This window comes from Nocardia blacklockiae (assembly GCF_015477355.1).
Taxonomy (GTDB): Bacteria; Actinomycetota; Actinomycetes; order Mycobacteriales; family Mycobacteriaceae; genus Nocardia; species Nocardia blacklockiae.
On sequence record NZ_JADLRJ010000004.1, the window covers coordinates 506,208 to 527,550 of the forward strand.

24 protein-coding genes and 4 tRNA genes are annotated in these 21,343 nt (G+C 68.2%); 7 read left to right on the plus strand and 21 right to left on the minus strand.

The annotated features are described in order from the left end of the window. Window positions 1–45 precede the first annotated feature (45 nt). The 18 genes from IU476_RS15160 to IU476_RS15245 all read right to left on the minus strand — a co-directional run bounded on the left by IU476_RS15160 (window position 46) and on the right by IU476_RS15245 (window position 12,841). A complete protein-coding gene (locus IU476_RS15160; protein ID WP_195100579.1) occupies window positions 46–1,056 on the minus strand; it encodes an MCE family protein in 1,011 nt (336 codons plus the stop codon). Further along, on the minus strand, window positions 1,056–2,144 hold the full coding sequence (locus IU476_RS15165) for an MCE family protein (RefSeq protein WP_195100581.1): 1,089 nt from the start codon (window positions 2,142–2,144) through the stop codon (window positions 1,056–1,058). Before IU476_RS15165 ends, IU476_RS15160 begins: the two co-directional genes overlap by 1 nt. Beyond that, a complete protein-coding gene (locus tag IU476_RS15170; RefSeq protein ID WP_195100583.1) occupies window positions 2,141–3,487 on the minus strand; it encodes an MCE family protein in 1,347 nt (448 codons plus the stop codon). The genes IU476_RS15165 and IU476_RS15170 overlap by 4 nt, the downstream gene beginning before the upstream one ends. Further along, window positions 3,484–4,272 carry an MlaE family ABC transporter permease gene (locus IU476_RS15175; RefSeq protein ID WP_438944020.1) on the minus strand — a complete coding sequence of 263 codons (789 nt, stop codon included), beginning with the start codon at window positions 4,270–4,272 and terminating at the stop codon, window positions 3,484–3,486. The genes IU476_RS15170 and IU476_RS15175 overlap by 4 nt, the downstream gene beginning before the upstream one ends. An 80-nt stretch (window positions 4,273–4,352) precedes the next feature. Next, window positions 4,353–5,147 carry an MlaE family ABC transporter permease gene (locus tag IU476_RS15180; protein WP_195100588.1) on the minus strand — a complete coding sequence of 265 codons (795 nt, stop codon included), beginning with the start codon at window positions 5,145–5,147 and terminating at the stop codon, window positions 4,353–4,355. A gap of 11 nt (window positions 5,148–5,158) precedes the next feature. Then, complete coding sequence (locus tag IU476_RS15185; protein ID WP_195100590.1) at window positions 5,159–6,235, minus strand: ABC transporter ATP-binding protein; 1,077 nt, start codon at window positions 6,233–6,235, stop codon at window positions 5,159–5,161. Between the two features lie 259 nt (window positions 6,236–6,494). Further along, a complete protein-coding gene (gene rplL, locus IU476_RS15190; protein ID WP_195100593.1) occupies window positions 6,495–6,881 on the minus strand; it encodes a 50S ribosomal protein L7/L12 in 387 nt (128 codons plus the stop codon). Window positions 6,882–6,923: 42 nt separating this feature from the next. Then, the gene (gene rplJ, locus IU476_RS15195) at window positions 6,924–7,475 is read right to left on the minus strand and encodes a 50S ribosomal protein L10 (RefSeq protein ID WP_195100595.1); all 552 of its coding nucleotides are present in this window, start codon (window positions 7,473–7,475) and stop codon (window positions 6,924–6,926) included. A 466-nt stretch (window positions 7,476–7,941) separates the two neighbouring features. After that, on the minus strand, window positions 7,942–8,655 hold the full coding sequence (gene rplA / locus IU476_RS15200) for a 50S ribosomal protein L1 (protein ID WP_195100597.1): 714 nt from the start codon (window positions 8,653–8,655) through the stop codon (window positions 7,942–7,944). 66 nt (window positions 8,656–8,721) lie between these two features. Beyond that, complete coding sequence (gene rplK, locus IU476_RS15205; RefSeq protein ID WP_195100601.1) at window positions 8,722–9,156, minus strand: 50S ribosomal protein L11; 435 nt, start codon at window positions 9,154–9,156, stop codon at window positions 8,722–8,724. Window positions 9,157–9,226: 70 nt separating this feature from the next. Beyond that, a complete protein-coding gene (gene nusG / locus IU476_RS15210) occupies window positions 9,227–10,015 on the minus strand; it encodes a transcription termination/antitermination protein NusG (RefSeq protein ID WP_195100604.1) in 789 nt (262 codons plus the stop codon). A 128-nt stretch (window positions 10,016–10,143) separates the two neighbouring features. Further along, the gene (gene secE / locus IU476_RS15215) at window positions 10,144–10,533 is read right to left on the minus strand and encodes a preprotein translocase subunit SecE (protein WP_195100606.1); all 390 of its coding nucleotides are present in this window, start codon (window positions 10,531–10,533) and stop codon (window positions 10,144–10,146) included. A 108-nt stretch (window positions 10,534–10,641) separates the two neighbouring features. Beyond that, window positions 10,642–10,714: transfer RNA gene (locus IU476_RS15220), tRNA-Trp, on the minus strand. Between the two features lie 214 nt (window positions 10,715–10,928). Continuing rightward, complete coding sequence (locus IU476_RS15225) at window positions 10,929–12,014, minus strand: fused (3R)-hydroxyacyl-ACP dehydratase subunits HadA/HadB (RefSeq protein WP_438944013.1); 1,086 nt, start codon at window positions 12,012–12,014, stop codon at window positions 10,929–10,931. Window positions 12,015–12,147: 133 nt separating this feature from the next. Beyond that, window positions 12,148–12,318, minus strand: a complete 171-nt coding sequence (rpmG, locus tag IU476_RS15230) for a 50S ribosomal protein L33 (protein WP_019049401.1) — start codon at window positions 12,316–12,318, stop codon at window positions 12,148–12,150. Between the two features lie 45 nt (window positions 12,319–12,363). Next, window positions 12,364–12,436: transfer RNA gene (locus IU476_RS15235), tRNA-Met, on the minus strand. Window positions 12,437–12,521: 85 nt separating this feature from the next. Continuing rightward, window positions 12,522–12,594: transfer RNA gene (locus tag IU476_RS15240), tRNA-Thr, on the minus strand. A 166-nt stretch (window positions 12,595–12,760) separates the two neighbouring features. Beyond that, a tRNA-Tyr gene (locus tag IU476_RS15245) sits at window positions 12,761–12,841 on the minus strand. Window positions 12,842–13,000: 159 nt separating this feature from the next. On the opposite strand from IU476_RS15245, the gene IU476_RS15250 reads away from it, so the two are divergent. Beyond that, window positions 13,001–13,492 carry a YajQ family cyclic di-GMP-binding protein gene (locus IU476_RS15250; protein WP_195100608.1) on the plus strand — a complete coding sequence of 164 codons (492 nt, stop codon included), beginning with the start codon at window positions 13,001–13,003 and terminating at the stop codon, window positions 13,490–13,492. On the opposite strand, the gene htpX is transcribed toward IU476_RS15250, so the two are convergent. Then, window positions 13,483–14,373 (minus strand): zinc metalloprotease HtpX, encoded by an 891-nt coding sequence (gene htpX / locus IU476_RS15255; protein WP_195100612.1) that lies wholly within the window; start codon window positions 14,371–14,373, stop codon window positions 13,483–13,485. The two genes, IU476_RS15250 and htpX, sit on opposite strands and share 10 nt — an antisense overlap. A 78-nt stretch (window positions 14,374–14,451) precedes the next feature. Beyond that, on the minus strand, window positions 14,452–15,474 hold the full coding sequence (locus IU476_RS15260) for a polyprenyl synthetase family protein (protein ID WP_195100614.1): 1,023 nt from the start codon (window positions 15,472–15,474) through the stop codon (window positions 14,452–14,454). Window positions 15,475–15,624: 150 nt separating this feature from the next. On the opposite strand from IU476_RS15260, the gene IU476_RS15265 reads away from it, so the two are divergent. From IU476_RS15265 to IU476_RS15275, 3 genes are read left to right on the plus strand one after another with little or no spacing between them, the layout of a single operon-like run. Next, a complete protein-coding gene (locus IU476_RS15265; protein ID WP_195100616.1) occupies window positions 15,625–16,920 on the plus strand; it encodes a geranylgeranyl reductase family protein in 1,296 nt (431 codons plus the stop codon). Between the two features lie 37 nt (window positions 16,921–16,957). Then, window positions 16,958–17,386, plus strand: coding sequence for a helix-turn-helix domain-containing protein (locus IU476_RS15270; RefSeq protein ID WP_195100619.1), 429 nt, complete (start codon window positions 16,958–16,960; stop codon window positions 17,384–17,386). A 52-nt stretch (window positions 17,387–17,438) separates the two neighbouring features. After that, window positions 17,439–17,882: a VOC family protein gene (locus IU476_RS15275; protein ID WP_195100621.1), complete on the plus strand. Its 444-nt coding sequence runs from the start codon at window positions 17,439–17,441 to the stop codon at window positions 17,880–17,882. Between the two features lie 73 nt (window positions 17,883–17,955). Here IU476_RS15275 and IU476_RS15280 read toward each other — a convergent pair whose 3' ends face one another. Continuing rightward, window positions 17,956–18,459 carry a DUF2505 domain-containing protein gene (locus IU476_RS15280; protein WP_195100623.1) on the minus strand — a complete coding sequence of 168 codons (504 nt, stop codon included), beginning with the start codon at window positions 18,457–18,459 and terminating at the stop codon, window positions 17,956–17,958. 67 nt (window positions 18,460–18,526) lie between these two features. On the opposite strand from IU476_RS15280, the gene IU476_RS15285 reads away from it, so the two are divergent. From IU476_RS15285 to erm, 3 genes are all read left to right on the plus strand, one after another. Beyond that, entirely contained in the window at window positions 18,527–18,994 is a 468-nt protein-coding gene (locus IU476_RS15285) for a DUF3592 domain-containing protein (RefSeq protein ID WP_438944014.1), read from the plus strand. Between the two features lie 94 nt (window positions 18,995–19,088). Then, a complete protein-coding gene (locus IU476_RS15290) occupies window positions 19,089–20,231 on the plus strand; it encodes a glycosyltransferase family 4 protein (protein ID WP_195100625.1) in 1,143 nt (380 codons plus the stop codon). A 332-nt stretch (window positions 20,232–20,563) separates the two neighbouring features. Beyond that, on the plus strand, window positions 20,564–21,313 hold the full coding sequence (gene erm, locus IU476_RS15295; protein WP_228823670.1) for a 23S ribosomal RNA methyltransferase Erm: 750 nt from the start codon (window positions 20,564–20,566) through the stop codon (window positions 21,311–21,313). Window positions 21,314–21,343 lie beyond the last annotated feature (30 nt).

Here is a 21,343-nt window from a genome sequence, read left to right on the forward strand (position 1 = left end):
TCAGCGGATCGCGGCGGGGGCGCGCCGCTTGCGGAGAGACTGCCATCAGTTGCCTCCCAGGTTGCGGATCGGCGGACGATCGCCCGGGATCTCCGGCAGCGCCGGCGGGGTCAGGTTGACGATGACCGCGTCGAACCAGCGTCCGGTGCCGAGCACGTTGGCGTACAGGCCGTAGAACGGCGCCGCCAGCGTCAGCGTCTTGGAGATGTTCTGCTGGTTGTCGTTCAGCATGTCGATCGCCGACTTCAGGTTGGTCAGCGCGGGGCCGATCTGCTCCTCGTTGTCGTGCACCAGGGCCGTCAGCTCGGCGGCCACCGTCTTGGCGCCCGTGAGCAGCTGGGAGATGGCCTGCTGGCGCACGTTCAGTTCGGCCAGCAGTTCGCCGCCGTTGGCGAGCAGCCGCTCGAATTCGGCGTTGCGGTCGGCGAGCACCTTGGTGGTCTTGTTCGTCGCCGCGAACAACTGCTTGAGCTGCTCGTCGCGCTTGGCCAGGGTCTCCGAGAGCCGGCCGATGCCGTCGATGGTGCCGCGGATCTCCGGCGGCGTGCCCGAGAACGCGTCCGACAGCACCCGCATGCTGGTGGCCAGCTGGGCGGTGTCGGTCTGCTCGAGGTCCTTCGCGACCTCCTGGAACGCCTCGGTGACGTCGTAGGGAGACACCGTGCGCGACAACGGGATCCGCTGCGCCGGGTCGGCGACGTGCGAGCCCTTCGGGTCCAGCGCCAGGTACTTCTGGCCCAGCACCGTCTTGATCTGGATCGAGGCGGTCGTCGAGTCGCCCACCCAGGCGTCCTTGGTGCGGAAGTCCACCAGCACCTTGTCGCCGTCCAGCCGCACGTCCGCGACCGCACCGACCTTCACGCCCGCGATGCGGACCTCGTTGCCCTTCTTCAGGCCCGCGGCCTCGGAGAACTCCGCGGTGTACTTGGTGCCCGCGCCGACGATCGGCAGCCGGTCCAGGAAGAACACCGACACCGTGATCAGCAGCACCAGGAACAGGCCCAGCCCGCCCATGAACGCGGGGCTGCGCTTGCCCGTCAGTTGGCGGTCGTCCATCAGCGGCCACCCTTCCCGTGACAACGCGGCGCCGGGTTGGTGTAGAGCGGCTGGTTCACCGTCGGCAGGTCGGTGATCGCGGCCGGCAGGTTCAGCTGCGGCGCGTCCTTGGTGCCCGGCCCGGCGACGATGTCGATGCCGCACATATAGAACTGGAACCAGGAGCCGTAACTGGCGGCGCGGCCCAGCTTCTCCATCTTGATCGGCAGATTCGCCAAGCCCTCGTTCACCTCGTCGGACCGGTCGTTCAGGGTGCCGGTGAGCTGGTTCAGCCCGGCGATCGAACCCTGCAGGGTCGGGCGGGTGGGCACCAGCAGATCGGCCGTGGCCGAGGCCAGGTTGCCCAGCGACTGCACCGCCGAGCCGATCGTGCCGCGTTCGGCGTTGAGCCCGCTCACGAGCGCCTCGGTGTTGACGATCAGCTCGTTGAGCTGGCCGTCGCGCGAATTGACCGAATCCAGCACGGCATTCAGGTTCTTGACGATCTCGCCGATCACCGCGTCCTTGTCGGCGATCTTGTTGGTCAGGTTCGCGGTGTTGGTCACCAGTTCGGTGATGGTGCCCGACTCGCCCTGGAAGACCTGGATGATCTCGTAGGACAGCTTGTTGACGTCGTCGGCCGACAGCGTCTGGAACAGCGGGCGGAAACCGTTGAACAGGGTCGTCAGGTTCAGCGCGGGGCGGGTGCGGTCGAGCGGAATCGTGCCGCCCTTGTTCAGCTTCCGGCCCTGCTGCCCGGTGCCCTGCTCGAGCGCGATGTAGCGCTGGCCGACCAGGTTGCGGTAGCGGATGGTGGCCGTGGTCGAGGCGGGCAGCCAATCGCGGTCGGTGAGTTCGAATTTCACTTCGGCCTGGTTGTGGCCGACCACCGCCACCTTGGTCACCTTGCCGACCCGCACACCGGCGATGCGCACCTCGTCGCCCTTGTTGAGCGAGGTCACGTCGGTGAAGCGGGCCTTGAACTCGGTGCCGCCGCCGGAGTAGTTGGCGATCGTGACCCCGAGCAGCGCGGTGGCGAGCAGGGTCACCAGCACGAAGAGGCCGAGTTTGGTCAGCGGTCCGCCCAGTCCGCGTAAACGGCCGCTCATTTCACACTCACCTCACTTCCGCGCAGGGCCGGCGCGCCGATCCGGGTGACCCAGCCGGGCACCTGATCGGGCGTGACACCGTTGGCCGCACCGTAGATCGCGCCCAGCGTGTGCTCCTCGGCCGGGGAGCCCGCCATGGTCGGGGCCTGCGCGCCGTACACCGAGAACTGGGCCGGCGGCAACTGGCCGATGTTCTGGTCGCCGGGGTTGCGGGACGGCGGCTGGTAGGAGCCGTCGTTGGCCGAACCGGTCGGGTACTGCCCGGAGTCCACGCCGCCGGCGAACTCGGGGAAACACACCGGCGGATGCTCGTCGAGCCAGCGCGGCTCGTCCTGGTTGGGCAGGTAGCGGCCGCGAGTGTTGGTCAGCATGATCGACACCCGCGAGCCCGGCGTGTCCGTGCCCTTGCCGAAGATGTTGTCGATGCGCGGCTTGAGCTGCGCGAAGTTCTTGAACGTGCACGCGAAGGTGGGCGAATAGGTGCCCAGCAGTTCCAGCGCGGTGCGCGAGTCGGCCGCGATATCGATGATGTTGTCGTGGTTGGCCAGCAGGAAGTCGGCCGTCTGCGCCGAGGTCGGCGTCAGCACCGAGTACAGCGTGTCGAGCTGAGTCCGCTTCTGCACGATGGTCGCGTTGAGCGTGCGCAGGTTGTCGAAGGCGTCGACCAGTTGCGGCAGCGCGTCGGAGTAGGTGTCGGCCACGGTCGCGAACTGGCGGATGTCGTCGCGCAGGGCCGGCATCACGCCGTTGATGTCGCGGAAGATGGTGTCCAGCCGGTCGATGGTGTGGCCGAGTTCCTCGCCCTGCCCGCCGAGCGCCTGCGACAGCGCGCCGAGCGTGGACGCCAGGTACTGCGGCGGAATCGACTGCAGCAGCGGCAGCACGGAATCCAGCAGCTGGCTGACCTCCACGGCGTTGCCGCTGGAGTCCTGCTGCAGGGTCATGCCCGCCTGCAACGGCTTCCCGCTGGGCTGTTCGGGCCAGACCAGTTCCACGTAGCGCTCGCCGAACAGCGTCTTGGGCAGCAGCCGCGCGGTCACGTTGGACGGGATCTTCTTCGCCTTCTCGGGGCTCAGCGCCAGGTGCAACGTCACCTTGCCGTCGCCCGGCTGGCTGGAGCGGACCTCGCCCACGTTGACGCCGCGCACCTTCACATCGGCGTTGCGCGTCAGCGCGTTCCCCACGGTGTCGGTCACCAGGTCGACCTTCACCGTCTCGACCCACACCTTGTTGTAGGCCGCGATCGTGGTCGCCAGGAACAGCGCCATCACCACGAAGAAGAGCACACCGAGGGTGCGCACGCGGATCTTCTCCGTGGAGCGCCAGAACTGCACTCCGTTCATCCGGCCACCCGCACCGTCGTCGTCGTTCCCCAAATGGCAAGGCTGAGGAAGAAATCCAGAATATTGATCAGCACGATAGAAGCTCGAACGGCGCGACCCACCGCGACGCCGACTCCCGCCGGACCGCCGGTGGCGGTGAAGCCGTAGTAGCAGTGGATCAGAATGATCACGAAGGCGAACACCAGCACCTTGAGGAAGGAATACAACACGTCCTCAGGTGGTAGGAACAAGCCGAAATAGTGGTCGTAGGACCCCGTCGACTGCCCGTTGAACCACACGCTGATCTGCCGCGAGGCGATGAAAGTGCCCAGCAGGCCGACGATGTAGAGCGGGATGACCGCGGTGAACCCGGCGATCACGCGGGTCGTCACCAGGAACGGCACGCCCGGCACCGCCATCACCTCGAGCGCGTCGATCTCCTCGGAGATCCGCATGGCGCCCAACTGCGCGGTGAAACCACACCCGACGGTCGCGGACAGGGCCAGCGCCGCGACCAGCGGGGCCAGCTCACGGGTGTTGATGTAGCCGGTCAGGAAGCCGGTCAGCACGCCGCTGCCCAGCGCGTCGAGGGCCTTGAAGCCCTGCAACCCGACGACCACGCCCACCGACGCCGACATCATCACGACCACGCCGATGGTCCCGCCGATCACCGCGAGCGCGCCGGACCCGAAGGTCACCTCGGCCAGCAGCCGCATGACCTCCTTGCGGTAGTGCACCACCGTGCGCGGAATCCACGCGATCGCCTTGGAGTAGAACGACATCTGATCGCCGGCGCGATCGATCATGCCGACGGGCCCGCGCAGGACCCGGCCGGCCCGGCGTAACTGCTTGGCGAACACCGGGGAACGCTGTGCCACCACCATCGTCAGGAGCCCTTGGCCGGGACGACCTGCAGGTACACCAACGTCAGAATGAGATTGACGAAGAAGAGCACCAGGAAGGTGATCACCACGGATTGGTTCACCGCGTCACCCACTCCTTTCGGTCCCCCCTTCGGATGCAGACCCTTGTACGCGGCGATGACACCGGCGATGAGCCCGAAGATGATCGCCTTGATCTCGCCGATCCACAGATCGGGCAGCTGGGCCAGGGCCGAGAACGAGGCCAGGTAGGCGCCCGGCGTGCCGCCCTGCAGCAGCACGTTGAATCCGTAACCGCCACAGATGCCGACGACCGACACCAGGCCGTTGAGCAACACGGCGACCAGCATCATGCCCAGCACGCGCGGCACCACGAGCCGCTGCACCGGGTCGATGCCGAGCACCTCCATCGCGTCGATCTCCTCGCGGATGGTGCGCGAGCCCAGATCCGCGGCGACGGCCGAACCCGCGGCGCCGGCGATGATCAGCGCGGTGACGACGGGCGCGGCCTGCTGGACGGTCGCCAGCACACTGGTAGCGCCGGTGAACGCCTCGGCACCGAGCTGCTTGATCAGTGAACCGGTCTGCAAAGCCACAACGGCGCCGAACGGGATTGCCACCAAGGCGGCAGGGAGGATCGAGACGCTCGCGATGAACCACGACTGCTCGACGAACTCACGCCATTGGAAGGGCCTGGCGAACGTTTTGCGCGCGACCTGGATGAGTAGCGCGAAGATGTTGCCAGCCTGGGCAAAACCCGACTCGACCGGAGTGCGCAGCCGCGTCAGGGTTTGATTCACGGCTGCGTATGTTACCCGTTGGTTGGGTTGTGACGCACGGTGGTGTCGTACGCGCCGCCCTGATATTCCGGAGCGTTGCCGGTGTAGGCGGGCAGCACTTGTGTATCGCCGTTCTCCTGCAGCGACTCCTGGATCGCCACCTGGGCCGCGTGCGGCAGCGTGTGCATGATCTCCATGACCCGGTGGCGGCGGCGCTCGACGGCCTGGCGGAACGGCATGCCGGGGGTGGCCTTCATCTGCGGGATGATGCCCTCGACCTCGTCGGTGCCGTTGTCGTAGTGGCCGGCGTCGGCGAGCGCCTGCTCGCGCGCCATCTGCGCCTCGTCCTTCTCCTCCGACATGCCGATCGGACCGACCATGCGGCCGTTGAGGAACTGCTTGACCACCGGCTCCTCCGAGGTCAGCAACACCTCGCGCGGGCCGAACATGACCAGCTGGCGACGGAACAGCATGCCGATGTTGTCGGGCACGGTGCGGGCCAGGTTGATGTTGTGCGTCACGATCAGAATCGTCGCGTCGATCTGCGCGTTGATGTCGATCAGCAGCTGCGAAAGATAGGTCGTGCGAACGGGATCCAGACCCGAGTCCGGCTCGTCGACGAGAATGATCTGCGGGTCCAGCACCAGCGCGCGGGCCAGGCCGGCGCGCTTGCGCATACCGCCGGAGATCTCGCCGGGCAGTTTGCCCTCGGCACCCAGCAGACCGGTCAGTTCGAGCTTCTCCATGACGATCTTCTTGATCTCGGATTCGCTCTTCTTGGTGTGCTCGCGCAGCGGGAAGGCCACGTTGTCGAACAAATTCATCGAGCCGAACAGCGCGCCGTCCTGGAACAGCACGCCGAACAGTTTGCGGATCTCGTAGAGCTCCTTGTTGGAGCAGGTGGTGATATCGGTGCCGTCGATGAAGATCGAGCCGCGCTCGGGGCGCAGCAGGCCGATCAGCGACTTCAGGAACACGGACTTACCGGTGCCGGAGGGACCGAGCAGCGCACTGACTTCCCCCGGGGGCAGCGTCAGCGTGACGTCCTGCCAAATACGCTGCGAACCGAAAGACTTGGTAACAGCTTCGGTCCTGACCTCGACGCCCACGCCAACCTCCACGAATTCTTCTGACGAGCGCCCGAGCGGCTACGTCACGGCACGGCATTTCCAGCGCTGTGTGACGCGGCACACTGGGGTGCGGTCACTGTATCGCATGCCGCCAGTCCGGGACAGACTACCTGACTCGTCGGTAGAAACTTTGTCACAGACAACCATGGCTAATCCAGAGGGAACTTCGCCGTGGAAAAGCCGAAGCGGGCGGCTCCCGTGAGGGAACCGCCCGCTCCGAAAAACGGTGTGGCCGTTCTTACTTGACGGACACCTTGGCGCCGGCCTCTTCCAGCTTGGCCTTGGCGGCGTCGGCGGCCTCCTTGGCGACCTTCTCCAGGATCGGCTTCGGAGCGCCCTCGACCAGGTCCTTGGCCTCCTTCAGGCCCAGGCCGGACACGATCTCGCGGACGACCTTGATGACCTGGATCTTCTTGTCGCCGGCACCCTCGAGGATGACGTCGAACTCGTCCTGCTCCTCGGCGGCCTCGGCCGGGGCGCCGGCAGCGGCACCGCCGACGGCGGCGACGGCGACCGGAGCGGCCGCGGTGACCTCGAACTTCTCCTCGAACTTCTTGACGAAGTCCGACAGCTCGAGCAGGGTCATGCCGCCGATGGTCTCCAGCAGCTCGTCAACGTTGGCCATGATGGCTTCCTTTCGGTGAATGTCTTGTGGTGGGGGGATGGCTTATTCGGCGTCGGCGGCCGGGGCGGACTCGCCGCCCTCGGCGCGCTTCTTGTCCTCGAGCGCGGCGAACAGGCGCGCGACCTGACCCGCCGGCGCGGCGAACAGGCCGGCCGCCTTGGTCAGGTTGCCCTTCATGGCACCGGCCAGCTTGGACAGCAGCACCTCGCGGGACTCCAGGTCGGCGATCCGCTCGACCTCGGACACGGACAGCGGCGCGCCGTCCATGTAGCCGCCCTTGATGACCAGGGCCTTGTTGTCCTTGGCGAAGGTCTTCAGCGCCTTCGCGGCCTCGACCGGCTCACCGCTGATGAAGGTGATGGCGGTCGGACCGACGAACAAGTCATCCAGGCCTTCCACGCCCGCCTCCGCGGCGGCACGCTTGACCAGGGTGTTCTTGGCGACGGAGTAGGTGGCGTTCTCGCCCAGGGCACGACGCAGTTCGGTGAGCTTGCCGACCAACAGACCACGGTATTCGGTGATCACGGTGGCAGTGGACCCCTTGAACTGCTCGCTGATCTCCTCGACCGCGTCGACCTTCCAGGTTTTTGCCATACTTCGCCTCCTCTCTGGATGTCGGTTCCGTTGCGTACTACCGACTTTCCGAGGGAGCGACCCGGCGACAAAGCTAACGCCCCGGACGCAGAGGTTCCGGGGCGCACAAGAATCAGCACGGGCACGAAGGCCCGTAGTTGTTCCGTCCTCGGTTCTCCCTGCGTGGGCCGCCGGCAATATCGCCGGACCTTCGACTGCCCGAGGGCAGCGACCAACGGTCTTCGGTAGAACTATGGGGTTGATCGCCGAACTGGCCGACGACCGTAGACCAGGATAGCCGAACCCCTCGCCATCTGCCAAAACGGGTCCGGCGACAGGCGAAGGGCCGGTACCGCGGCGGTACCGGCCCTTCGAAACCTGTTGCGCTACTTGCCGCTTACGCGGCGACTGCTTACGCGCCTCTTCGGTGAGGAATTCGCGCAGCCTGCTTACGCATCCTCCTCGGTGAGGAATTCGCGGCGGCTGCTTACGCGTCCTCTTCGGTGAGGTTGCGGGTGCGGTTCGGGTCCACCGGGATGCCCGGGCCGGTGTTCGTCGAAATCGTCACCTTCTTGACGTAGCGGCCCTTCGCCGTGGAGGGCTTCAGGCGCAGGATCTCCTCGAGGGCGGCGCCGTAGTTCTCGACCAGGTTCTTCTCCTCGAAGGAGGCCTTGCCGATCACGAAGTGCAGGTTGGCCTGCTTGTCGACGCGGAAGTTGATCTTGCCGCCCTTGATCTCGTTGACGGCCTTGGTCACATCGGTGGTGACGGTGCCCGTCTTCGGGTTCGGCATCAGGCCGCGGGGGCCCAGCACGCGCGCGATGCGGCCGACCTTGGCCATCTGGTCCGGGGTGGCGATCGCGGCGTCGAACTCCAGCCAGCCGCCCTGGATGCGCTCGATCAGGTCCTCGGCGCCCACGGCGTCGGCACCGGCGGCCTCGGCCTCGGCGGCCTTCTCGCCGGCGGCGAACACGATGACGCGCGCGGTCTTACCGGTGCCGTGCGGCAGGTTCACGGTGCCGCGCACCATCTGGTCGGCCTTGCGGGGGTCGACACCGAGACGGACGGCGACCTCGACGGTCGCGTCGGTCTTCGTGGTGGCGGTCTCCTTGGCCAGCCGGGTGGCGGCCAGCGGCGAGTACAGCTGAGCGCGGTCGACCTTGGCGGCCGCCTCGAGGTATGCCTTGCTTCGTTTTGCCATGATTCTCTGTCCTGTTCGTGGTTCAGACGTGGTTGTCGGGACTGGCCGTCCCTCCCACCGGGGGGATCACTCCGAGATGGTGATGCCCATGGAGCGAGCGGTGCCCGCGATGATCTTCGCCGCCTGGTCGATGTCGTTGGCGTTCAGATCTTCCTGCTTGGTCTTGGCGATCTCCCGGATCTGGTCCATGGTGACCGTGGCGACCTTGTTGCGGTGCGGCTCGGGCGAACCCTTCTGCACACCGGCGGCCTTGAGCAGCAGCTTGGCGGCGGGCGGAGTCTTCAGCTTGAAGTCGAACGAGCGGTCCTCGTAGACCGTGATCTCGACCGGGATGACGTTGCCGCGCTGCGACTCGGTCGCGGCGTTGTACGCCTTGCAGAACTCCATGATGTTGACGCCGTGCTGACCGAGCGCGGGACCCACCGGCGGGGCGGGGTTCGCCTGGCCGGCCTGGATCTGGAGCTTGATGAGCCCAGCGACCTTCTTCTTCTTGGGGGGCATCTTTCTTTCCTTGGTATAGGTTCCCTACGGATTTCCGTAAGCCTGCTCCGGGGACGGGCCCCGGAAGTCCTTAGATCTTCGCGACCTGGGTGAACGCGAGTTCGACCGGGGTCTCGCGACCGAAGATCGACACCAGCACCTTGAGCTTCTGCTGCTCGGCGTTGACCTCGGAGATGCTGGCCGGCAGGGTCGCGAACGGGCCGTCCATGACGGTCACCGACTCGCCGACCTCGAAGTCGACCTCGATGGCCGGCTTCGGCGCGAGCTCGGTGGCGGCCTCGGCGGAGGCGGCGGCGCTCGCGGCGGCGGCCGGCTTCTTCTGCTGCTGGTCCGCCGGGATCAGGAACTTCACCACGTCGTCGATCGACAGCGGCGAGGGGCGGGAGGTGGCGCCGACGAACCCGGTGACGCCCGGCGTGTTGCGCACCGCGCCCCACGACTCGTCGTTGAGGTCCATCCGCACCAGGATGTAGCCCGGCAGCACCTTGCGCTGCACGTTCTTGCGCTGGCCGTTCTTGATCTCGGTGACCTGCTCGGTGGGCACCTCGACCTGGAAGATGTAGTCCTCGAGGCCCAGGTTCTGCACGCGGGTCTCGAGGTTGGTCTTCACCTTGTTCTCGTAGCCGGCGTAGGAGTGGACGACGTACCAGTCGCCGGGAGCGCGCCGCAGGGCGGCCTTCATCTCCGCGACCGGGTCGGCGGGCGCGTCGGGCTCTGCCGGGCTCTCGCCGTCGGTGCTAGCGTCCCCGCCGTCGGCCGGCGCGGAGTCCGCAGAGTCCTCGACGGCCTCGGCGGTGGTCTCGTCCACCACGTCCTCGACCGGGAACTCTTCGGTTGTGCCGTTCTCCGGGGTGCTCACTGGGGCACTCGCTTCCTGTGTCGTCACTAACTTCCTCTGCGTGCCGGAGGTGAATCCGGCGGATGGTGCCGCCCCGGCCCGACCGCAATCGGGCACGACCGGGAACGGGTACCGGCGCCGCGGGTCAGCTAGCCGAACAGCCAGTCGACACCCTTGATGAACGCCACATCCAACCCGTAGATGAACGCGACCATGAAGACCACGAACACCAAGACCACGCTCGTATAGGTGACCATCTGCTTGCGGTTGGGCCAGATCACCTTGCGGAGTTCGGACACCACCTCACGCAGGAACTTCACCAGGCGCTTGAACGGGTTCGCCGAACCGCGCGCCTTCTTGTCCGTCTTGGACGCCTTGCGTGAGTCGGGGGCGCGCTCGATGGTGGCGACCGCGCCGGTGTCCAGCGAGGACGTGCGAGCCCGGCGGGCCGACCGCTTGCCGCTCGGCCGACTCACCGCGGCGGTGTCATCGTCATCGGACGCATGCGCGCCGTGGCGAATGTCCCGCTCGTCGCTCACGCCCACTCCTCGCTGTGCTCGCCGTGGGCCTGCGCGAGGCGCGCTGTGCCGATGGCCCGCTCGCTTCGCTCGCTCACGTCGATCCTCTCTCGTCGCTGGCTTCCAGTGCAGGGGCGACAGGACTTGAACCTGCAACCTGCGGTTTTGGAGACCGCTGCTCTGCCAATTGAGCTACGCCCCTTCGGCTGGACCGATGTAGCGCATCCAGCACCGTTCTTCTTCAGTTGTGCCCGGGTATCACACAACACGCGCGCCGCTCCGGCGTTGCCGGCCCCGACGGTTTCCCGTCCGGAACCAGCCCCTCAGAGCAGCGCGCAGCGGCTGGTGACCCCAGAAACCCGAGTGTACGTTACCGATCCTCGGGATCGCCAATCGGGTCCGGCCGCGCCGCTCGGCTACCCCAGTTGCACCGTGGCCGTGGCACGTCCGAAGATCTTACGCCCCTCCGACTTCGCGACGATCGCCACGACGGCCGTGCGGGTCTCGGGGTCCATCGACTTCACCTTGCCGGTGTACTCGATCTCGGCCGGGCGGTCGGCGGGCACGTAGACCGGGCTGGTGAACCGGACGTTGTATTCCTTGACCGCGCCCGGGTCGCCGAGCCAGGAGGTGACGAAGCCGCCGCCGAGGCCCATGGTGAGCATGCCGTGCGCCACCACGTCGTCGAGGCCGACCAGCTTGACGACGTCGTCGCTCCAGTGGATCGGGTTGGCGTCGCCGGAGACGCCGGCGTAGTTCACGAGGTCGCCGCGGGTGAGCCGCACGGTGCGCGAGGGTAGTTCGGTGCCGGTGGTCACGTCGTCGAACGCCAGCGCGCGCTTGCCGGGCGCCGCGGCGGGAACGGTGGCCGTCGGGGCGGGTGCCGCGGCGGTCTCGCCGGTGCGCGGGCGGTGGCCGGGGGCCTCGCCGATGCCGTGCATCAGCACGTTGCGGACCGCGTCGCCGATGTTCGGGTCGATCTCGGCGCCGCTGCGGCCGACGAGGGTGGTGTAGGTGGTGAGCACCAGCTCGTCGTTCTGCGCGGTGACGATGTTCTTGGTGACGATCATGTCGGCGCCGCCGGGGGCCTGCCGGAACGAGTGCAGGTAGACGTCGCAGGTGAGCTGGTCGCCGACCCGGATCGGGCGGTGGAACTCCAGGATCTGGTCGGTCTGCATGATCTGGCTCAGGTCGTAACCGGTGACGACCTGCTCGAACAGCTTGCGCTGGGCCAGGATTCCGACCAGGGAGATGAAGGTGAGCGGGGCGACCAGGCTGTCGTGGCCGTACTCCTGGGCGACGTCCTCGTCCCAGTGCGCCGGGTGGTAGTCCTGGACGGCGCGCGCGTACTCGCGCACCTTCTCGCGGCCGACCTCGTAGTAGTCGTCGACGCGGTAGTGGTGCCCCACCATCGCCGCCGCGTGCGCGGCGGGGTCGAGCGCCGCATCGTCGGCCGCGGCGGGCGGCACGGTCTCGACCTCGGTACCGGTGTTGATTGTCACGGAAGGCTGTCCCTATCTGACCCCGCTACCGGGAGTCGGCGGAGCGTTCACCACCGCACTTACACCAAGTGCCGGAGCGGGAAACCTGCTCCGGCACTTCAGACCAACGCGGCAGCGTGCACGCGTGGAGAGATTAGCGAGACTCGCGGTGAGCCCGGTGGGTGCCGCAGTTCGGGCAGAACTTCTTCAGCTCGAGGCGGTCCGGGTCGTTACGCCGGTTCTTCTTGGTGATGTAGTTGCGGTGCTTGCACTCTTCGCAGGCCAAGGTGATCTTTGGCCGGACATCGGTGGACTTCGCGGCCACGATATGCCTTCTTTCCGGTCAACCTGAGGGTCAATCAGTATGGGGTAGCGATGGCCGGACTCGAACCGGCGACACAACGATTATGAGTCGTTTGCTCTACCGCCTGAGCTACACCGCCATATGCGCGGTACTGCGGCGGGTACGGCCCGGCTCTCGGTGCTAGTGCTCAGAGTGCCGAGTCGGTCACCACCGGCAATCCGGCGAGCCCCCTAACGGAATCGAACCGTTGACCTTTTCCTTACCATGGAAACGCTCTGCCGACTGAGCTAAGGGGGCACAGCTACTCACGCTCCGTGTGACGATCGCTCGCTACCCGGGGCGTCGAAGCCTTGAACGAGGTTACACACCCGACCGCGTTGTTACCAAATTGCCTGGTCAAGGACGTAAACAAGGCCTCGGAAACGACTCAGGCCCTCTCGCTGAGGAGAGGGCCTGAAGGGGGTGGCGGATGAAGGATTCGAACCTCCGAAGCTTTCGCGGCTGATTTACAGTCAGCTCCCTTTGGCCACTCGGGCAATCCGCCTGGTGCGCTGAATGAGCGCGCTGAGCAGAATACAACGACCCCGGCCCCCGGATGCAAACCGGCTGGCCAAGCCGGTGCGCGCGGGACTAACTTCGGTGGTGGGGTAGAAATCTTCTGCTGCCGGAACGTCCGGATCGAAATCTCAGACAGGAGCGCAGGGTGGCCGATTCGTCATTCGATGTGGTGAGCAAGGTCGATCGGCAGGAGGTCGACAACGCGCTCAATCAGGCGGCGAAGGAGCTCAACACCCGCTACGACTTCCGGGGCACCGGGGCGGGCATCGAGTGGTCCGGCGAGGAGAAGATCGTGGTCTCGGCGGACTCCGAGGACCGGGTGAAGGCCGCGCTGGAGGTGTTCAAGGAGAAGCTGATTCGCCGGGACATCTCGCTGAAGGCCTTCGACGCGGGCGAGCCGCAGTCCTCCGGAAAGGTGTACAAGATCACGGGCACGCTCGTGCAGGGCATCTCCACGGAGAACGCGAAGAAGATCGCCAAGAAGATCCGCGACGAGGGCCCCAAGGGCGTCAAGGCGCAGATCCAGGGCGACGAGCTACGCGTCAGCGGCAAGAAGCGCGACGACCTGCAGGCGGTGATCAGCCTGCTCAAGGGCGCGGATTTCGAGGTGGCGCTGCAGTTCGTGAACTACCGGTAGTTCCGCGGGCCGCCGGCCATCTGCTCCAGGCGGGCGATGCGCTCGCCCATCGGGGGGTGGGTGGAGAACCAGCGGGCCATCCGGTCGCCGGCCCGGAACGGGTTGGCGATCATCAGGTGTGACTGCGAGGTCAGCTGCGGTTCCGGCGGCAGCGGAGCGGCCTGGGTGCCGCGTTCCAGTTTGCGCAGCGCCGAGGCCAGGGCCAGCGGGTCGCCGGTCAGCGCGGCGCCGTCCTGGTCGGCCTGGTACTCCCGGGACCGGGAGACGGCCAGCTTCACCAGCGTGGCGGCGATGGGTCCGAGCAGGGAGACCAACAACACACCCAGCATGTTGGGGCCCTCCCCGTCGCGGTTGCCGCCGCCGAACATGCTCGCGAAGAAGGCCAGGTTGGCCAGGCCGGAGATGACCGCGGCCATCGCGCCGGCCACCGAGGAGATCAAAATGTCGCGGTTGTAGACGTGCGACAGCTCGTGGCCCAGCACCGCCCGCAGCTCGCGTTCGTCGAGAATCTGGAGGATGCCGCTGGTACAGCAGACCGCGGCGTGGCGGGGGTTGCGACCGGTGGCGAACGCGTTGGGGGCGTTGGTCGGGCTGATGTACAGCCGCGGCATCGGCTGGCGGGCCGCGGTGGCCAACTCGCGCACGATCTTGTAGATGACCGGCGCCTCCAGCTCGGAGACCGGCTGCGCGTGCATCGCCTTGAGCGCCAGTTTGTCGCTGTTGAAGTAGGCGTAGGCGTTCATGCCCACGGCCAGCAGGATCGCGATCACCAGGATGGTCGGGTTGCGGAACATCGCGCCGGCGAACACGATCAGCGCCGACAGCCCGACCATCAGTCCGAACGTCTTCAGTCCGTTACCGAACCCACCATGCCCGTGCATCGCACTCCTTCACGCCCCCGTCCATCGATCGCGTTACAGCTGGTCAACGACGGAGCGCGGGGCGGAGGTTCCCGCCACCTACCCGACCCGCTCGATCGTGTAGCGGACCAGGCGTTCCAGCGCCTCGTTGGCGGGGCCGCCGGGCAGGGCGGCCAGCTCGGCGTGCGCGATGTCGGCGTAGCCCTGCAGCTTCTCCTTGGCCAGCACCATGCCGCGAGAGCGGGACAGCAGGTCCAGCGCCTCGGTGACCTCGGCGTCGGTCTCCAGCGGGCGGGCCAGCAGCTTGCGCAGCCGGTCACCCTCGATGCCCTCGTCGCGCAGCGCGTACAGCACCGGCAGGGTGTGCACGCCCTCGCGCAGGTCGGTGCCGGGGGTCTTGCCGGACTGCTCGGACACCGAGGCGATGTCGATGATGTCGTCGGAGATCTGGAACGCGGTGCCGACGGCGTCGCCGAGCCGGGCCAGCCGCTCCACGTGCTCGAGGCCGGCGCCGGAGAAGGTGCCGCCGAACCGGCCGGCGGCCGCGATCAGCGAGCCGGTCTTCTCCCACACCACCCGCAGGTAGTGCTCGACCGGATCCTGGGATTGCTTGGCCCCCATGGTTTCTCGCATCTGACCGGTGACGAGTTCGGCGAACGTCTCGGCGATGACGCGGACCGCGTCGGGGCCCAGGGTGGAGACCAGCCGCGAGGCGTGCGCGAACAGGTAGTCCCCGGCCAGGATGGCAATGCTGTTGCCCCACCGGGAGTTCACGCTCGCCGCGCCGCGGCGCATGGACGCCTCGTCCATCACGTCGTCGTGGTAGAGGGTGGCCAGGTGCACCAGTTCGACGACGGTGCCGGCGGTGATCAGCTCCGGGTCGGTGGGGCGCGGGCCGAGCTGTCCGGTGAGGATGGTGAACAGCGGGCGGAAGCGCTTGCCGCCGGCCTTGGCCAGGTGCAGCGCCGCCTCCTGAAGGAATTCCTCCCCGTCCGACAGCTCGCTGATCAGTAGCTTCTCGACCTCCTCGAGACCGTTGCGCACGGTCGAGGCGAGTTCGGCATCGCCGAGATCGACCCCGGCGACCACGGTGGTCTCATCGGTCACAGACGATGCACTCATGCCATCTCCCACTGCCGGTTCCGTCCCCACACCCAAGAACCTAGCGTGTCGGTGGTGACGTGCCCATGAACGGAGTCACTCTGGGACGAATCCGACAGCGTCGGCGGCGCGCCTTCGACAGCCTCGGCGGCTACTGCAAGGATTGGGCCCATGGGTGCAGCGGATGGCAGTACCGCGAGCGGGGCGGCGGCGACGGACGCGCGTGGCCGCTCCCCCGCCCTGCCCGCACACGCCGACGTGCTGGTGGTCGGCGCGGGGCCGGCGGGTTCGGCCGCCGCGGCCTGGGCGGCCCGCGACGGGCGGGACGTGCTGCTCACCGATGCCGCGGTCTTCCCGCGCGACAAGACCTGCGGCGACGGCCTGACGCCCCGGGCGACGGCCGAACTCGAGCATCTCGGACTGGGCGACTGGCTGCGTGAGCACACCGTCAACCGCGGTTTGCGGATGACCGGGTTCGGTCGCGAGGCCCTGCTGAGCTGGCCGGACGGGTCGTTCCCCGGGTACGGCAGCGCGGTGGCGCGCACCGAACTCGACGACAAGCTGCGCGCGACGGCGGTGGCGTGGGGCGCCCGCACGGTGGACGGCACGCGGGTGGTCGACGTCGCCCGCGCGGGCGATCGGGTCACCGGCGTCACGGTGCGCACTGCGGACGGCACGCACGACATCACCTGCCGCACGCTGATCGTGGCCGACGGCGTGCGCTCGCCGGTGGGCAAGTTGCTGGGGCGCACCTGGCATCGCAGATTCGCCTACGGCGTGGCGGCGCGGGCCTACATCACATCGGCGCGCAGCGACGACGAGTGGATCACCTCGCACCTGGAGCTGCGCGACGCCGAGAACACCCTGGTGCCCGGCTACGGCTGGGTGTTCCCGCTGGGCAACGGCGAGGTCAACATCGGCGTGGGCTCGCTGGCCACCGAGCGGCGGCCCTCCCACATCGCGCTGAAACCCTTACTGCAGCATTATGTTTCGCTGCGGCGCGGGGAGTGGGAATTCGAGGGCGAGGCGCGGGCGGTGGCCTCGGCGCTGCTGCCGATGGGCGGCGCGGTGTCGGGTGTGGCGGGCCGGAACTGGGCGCTGGTCGGCGACGCCGCCGGGTGCGTGAATCCGCTCAACGGCGAGGGCATCGACTACGGCCTGGAGGGCGGGCACCTGCTCGCGAAGCTGCTCGACGAACCCGACCTGACCACGCTGTGGCCCGATCTGCTGCGCGCCCGGTACGGCCGCACGTTCTCGGTGGCGCGCCGCCTCGCCGCGCTGGCCACCCACCCGCGCATGGTGCCGACGGGCGGTCCGCCGGTGATGCGGTCGAAGTACTTGCAGCGCACGGCCGTTCGGGTGATGGGCAATCTGGTCACCGAGGAGGACGCCGATCTCACCGCCCGGGCGTGGCGCGCGGCGGGCTGGGGGTCGATGCGGTTCGACGACCTGCCCCCCTTCACCTGATCCGGTTCCTGTCGGTGCCTCGAGCGATGATTCGAGTATGAGCGAGCGTGGGCGGCCCGAGCCGCCGCTGGAGCTGCTGCCGCACCTGCGGCGGGCGCGCGACCTCGCCGACCGCCACTACGCCGACCCGCTGGACCTGGACGGCCTGGCCGCGGCCGCCGGGGTGTCCAAGTACTACTTCCTGCGCTGCTTCGCGGCCACCTACGGCAAGACGCCCGCGGTCTACCTCGCCGAGCGGCGCATCGAGCGCGCCCAGGACCTGCTGCGCGCCACCAATGTCACCGTCACCGAGGCGTGCGTGCTGGTCGGCTACACCAGCCTCGGCTCGTTCAGCCGCAAGTTCACCGAGTTGGTGGGCCTGTCCCCTTCGGCTTACCAGGCGAAATTCGCCGCCGAGGGCGCGCCCATGATTCCCGGCTGCTACGTCTTCATGCACGGCCTGTCCGACCGCAGAAGTCCTGGTTGACACAGCAATTTCGGAGAAGCGTGCACGGTGGCCCGCTCTCTAGCCTTACCCCATGGCAACCATCAAGAATGTTTCGCTGGTGACGGTGTACGTCACCGACCAGACCGCCGCCAAGCAGTGGTACATCGACAAGCTGGGCTTCGTCGAGGGCGCGGACGTGACCATGGGCGACAACGGTTTCCGCTGGGTCACCGTGGTGCAGCCGGACCACCCCGAACTGGAGGTGACGCTCATGGTGCCCGGTCCCCCGCTGGACGACGGCCTCGCCGAGGCGATCCGCCGATCGATGGCGAACGGGACGCACGGGGCGCTCGGTCTCAACACCGAGAACTGCCAGAAGGCCTACGAGGAGCTGACCGCCAAGGGCGTCGAGTTCGTGCAGCCGCCCTCGGAACGCCCCTACGGCGTCGAGGCGGTGCTGCGCGACAACTCCGGGAACTGGCTGGTGCTGGTGGAGAAGCGGGAGTTCGATCCGGCGACCGCCGACTGGTCGTAAACCCCGGCGGCCACCGTTCCGGCACCGAACCGCCACGCCCGCAGGCGTTTCGGGGCGGTGCCGGTCAGCGGACTCAGGCGTCGGCGGTGGCCAGCCAGTTCTCGATGAACTTGCGCTCGCTGTTGACGACCCGCTGCTGCAGGTTCTCGGCGAGCGGCTCGATGGCGCCGCCCACCAGCGGCACCTTCACCGCGACGGTGCCGGCGACCTCGATCTCGGATCCTTCCGCGGTGGGCCGCAGCAGGTAGGTGCCCGACATCTCGGTGGTGACGCCCGTCGAGGCGCCGGTGAAGGAGCCCTTGGCGGTGTCGCCGTCGAGCGGGCCCCAGTCGTCGGTGCGCTCGAGCACCAACTCGCTCTTGAGCACCTTGCTGACGATGGCCGGAATCTTGTCCTGACGGGCGCGTTCGGTCATGTGCACGCGAATGGTGCCCGGCCCGGCGGGGTGGGACAGCTCGAGGGTGGCGGTCTCGGCGCCGGCGAACCGGGCCTGCCACATCTCGGCGCTGGTGATCGCCCGGTGAAGCTCTTCTACCGGGACGGTGTATGACACGGTGAAGCTGAATTTTCGGGACATGGCCGCACACGCTAGCCGAGCGATGCAATAGCCTGGTGCGGTGTCGGAAACCACCCAGTCTGATCAGGTGCGGAGCCGTCCGACCGAGCCTCGGCTCGGCCCTTCGGACGCGCCCCGGCCGCGTAGGTTGCGGCGCAGCAGGATCGGGGTCGTGGTGGCCGCGGCGGCGGTGAGCGTGCTGGCGGTGCTGCTGGTGCTGGCGGCCTGGCGCGACGACTATCTGATCACCGCCAACAAGGGTGTGACCAGCGCGGAAGTGCTGTCGGCGGGGCGGCTGCGGTCCGCGGTCACCTATGTCACGCCCGACGGTGTGACGCGCAACCCGAAGGTGGGCGTGCTGTATCCGACGAAGCTGACCGCGGGCGAGCGCATCAACGTCGAGTACAGCAAGGAAGATCCGGACCTGGTGCGCGTGGCCGGCCGCGACGCCCGGGTCGCGATCATTCCCGCGCTGTCGGTGATCGTGGTGGCGTGGGCGCTGGCGCTCCCCGTGCTGTGGCTGCTGCGCCGATCGGAGCGCCGCGCCGGGGCGTGAGCCCGAGACGGCGTCGTGCAGTGTTCGCCCGATCTTCGTACGGGCGTCAACTCGGTGTGGCGGGTTCGCGTCACGCGCTGCGCACACTCGGAGAGTGCGTGTTGCGATTGTCGCGGAGTCGTTTCTGCCCAACATGAACGGCGTGGTCAACTCCGTGGTGCAGGTGCTCGATCACCTGGAGCGCCACGGTCATCAGGCCCTCGTCATCGCGCCGGACACGCCGCGCGGGCTGCCGCCGGCGCCGCGCGCGTACGGCCGGTTCCCGGTGTTGCGGGTGCCCGCGGTGCGGGTGCCGAAGATCAGTTCGCTGCCGGTCGGGTTGCCGCAGCCGGTGATCACCGCGGCGATCGACGAATTCGACGCGGACGTGGTGCATTTGGCGTCGCCGTTCCTGCTGGGCGCCGGGGGCGCGGCGGCGGCGGTGCGCCTGGATCTGCCCGCGGTCGCGGTGTATCAGACCGATGTGGCGGGATTCGCTGCCAGCTACGGGCTCGGGCCCACGCGGCGGGCGGCCTGGGCGTGGACGCGGCGCATTCACCAGCGGGCCGCACGCACCCTCGCGCCGTCCACGGCGGCATCGGAAGACCTTGCCCGGCACGGCATTCCGCGGGTGCACCGGTGGGCGCGCGGAGTCGACATCGCCCGGTTCACGCCGTCGGCGCGGTCGGCCGGACTGCGCGAGCGGTGGGCGCCGGGCGGCGAGCTGATCGTGGGTTTCGTCGGCCGGCTGGCGCCGGAGAAGCACGTGGACCGGCTGGCGGTACTCGCCGACGACCCGGGTATCCGGCTGGTGATCGTCGGCGGCGGCCCCGAACGCGCCCGGCTGGAGCGGCTGCTGCCGACAGCGGTGTTCACCGGCGAACTCGGCGGCTCCGAACTGGCGCAGGCGTACGCCAGCCTGGACGTGATGGTGCACCCGGGCGAACACGAGACGTTCTGCCAGGGCGTCCAGGAAGCCCTCGCCGCCGGGCTCCCCGTCATCGGACCGGACGCCGGCGGTCCCCGCGACCTGATCTCGCACTGCCGCAACGGCTATCTCCTCCCGGTCGACCGCTTCGGTGAACTACTCCCCAGCGCCGTAGCGGCCCTCCGCGACCCGCGGCTACGCACCCGCTTCTCCTCCGCCGCCCGCAAATCCGTCCTCCACCGCACCTGGCCCGCCATCTGCGACGAACTGCTAGGCCACTACACCGACGTCCTCGGCGCCACCCCGGAAAGCCTGTACCGCAGCGCATAGGCGCGGCCGCCAGTCGATGTGCCGCATCCTGCGAAGCGGCGATAATTCGGTGGCTGTCCGGGGCAGGGGTGTTTAGGGTGGGGCGCATGGGAGGTCCGGGCGTGAACGGCGCGTGCGCGGTGGGCGCGTATTTCGTGCGACTGCGCGCAGCGGCCTGGACCCTGCCCGCGCATCGCATCGCGCTCCGCTGATTCGGAGCCGCACCGCCGGCCGACAGGCCGTGTTCTCGTGCGCACCGGCGTGGGTCCGGGCGAATCACTCTTCCTGATTCGACCGCTCCGTTCGGAGGACACCCCATGTCCCGTTCACTGTCGCGCGCGCCGCGAGCGCGCATGACGCTGTCACAGAATTTCCTGGTCGACGCCCGTGCGGCGGCGCTGATCGTGCGCACCGCCGGGCTCGCTCCCGGCGCCCTGGTCCTCGAGGTGGGCCCGGGCGACGGCATGCTGACCCGGCACCTGCTCACCACCGGCACCCGCGTGCTGGCCTACGAGCAGGATCCCCGCTACGCCGACCGCCTGCGCCGCCGGTACGCGCGGGTCGCGCGAATCACCGTCCAGCACAGGGACTTTCGCACCGTGCGGCCGCCGCGCGAGGAGTTCGCGGTGGTCGCCAACGTCCCGTTCGGCATCACCACCGACATCGTGCGCTGGTGCCTGGCGGCCCCGCGGCTGACCACCGCCACCTTGCTCACCCAGCGCGAGTTCGCACGCAAGCACTCGGGTGACTACGGCCGCTGGTCGAAGCTCACCGTCGGCAATTGGCCGTGGGTCTCGATGGCGCTGGGTGCCCGCGTCGCGCGCACCAGCTTCCATCCGGTCCCGTCGGTCGACGCCGCCGTCCTGCACCTGCGCCGACGTACCGAACCGCTGGTCGCCCATGCCGAAGCCGCCGCGTATCGCCGGTTGGTCGATCTCGGGTTCTCCGGTGTGGGCGGTTCGCTCGCCGCCTCGCTGTGCCGCGAGTATCGGGCCGGTGCGGTGCGGCGGGCCTGTGCCGCGGCGGGGGTGCCCGTCGACGCACCGGTCGGCTACGTGCCGCCCGACGCGTGGACCACGCTGTACCGCATGCTCTCCCGGTGAGCGGGTCCGGCGATCTCGTCCGCGGCCGCA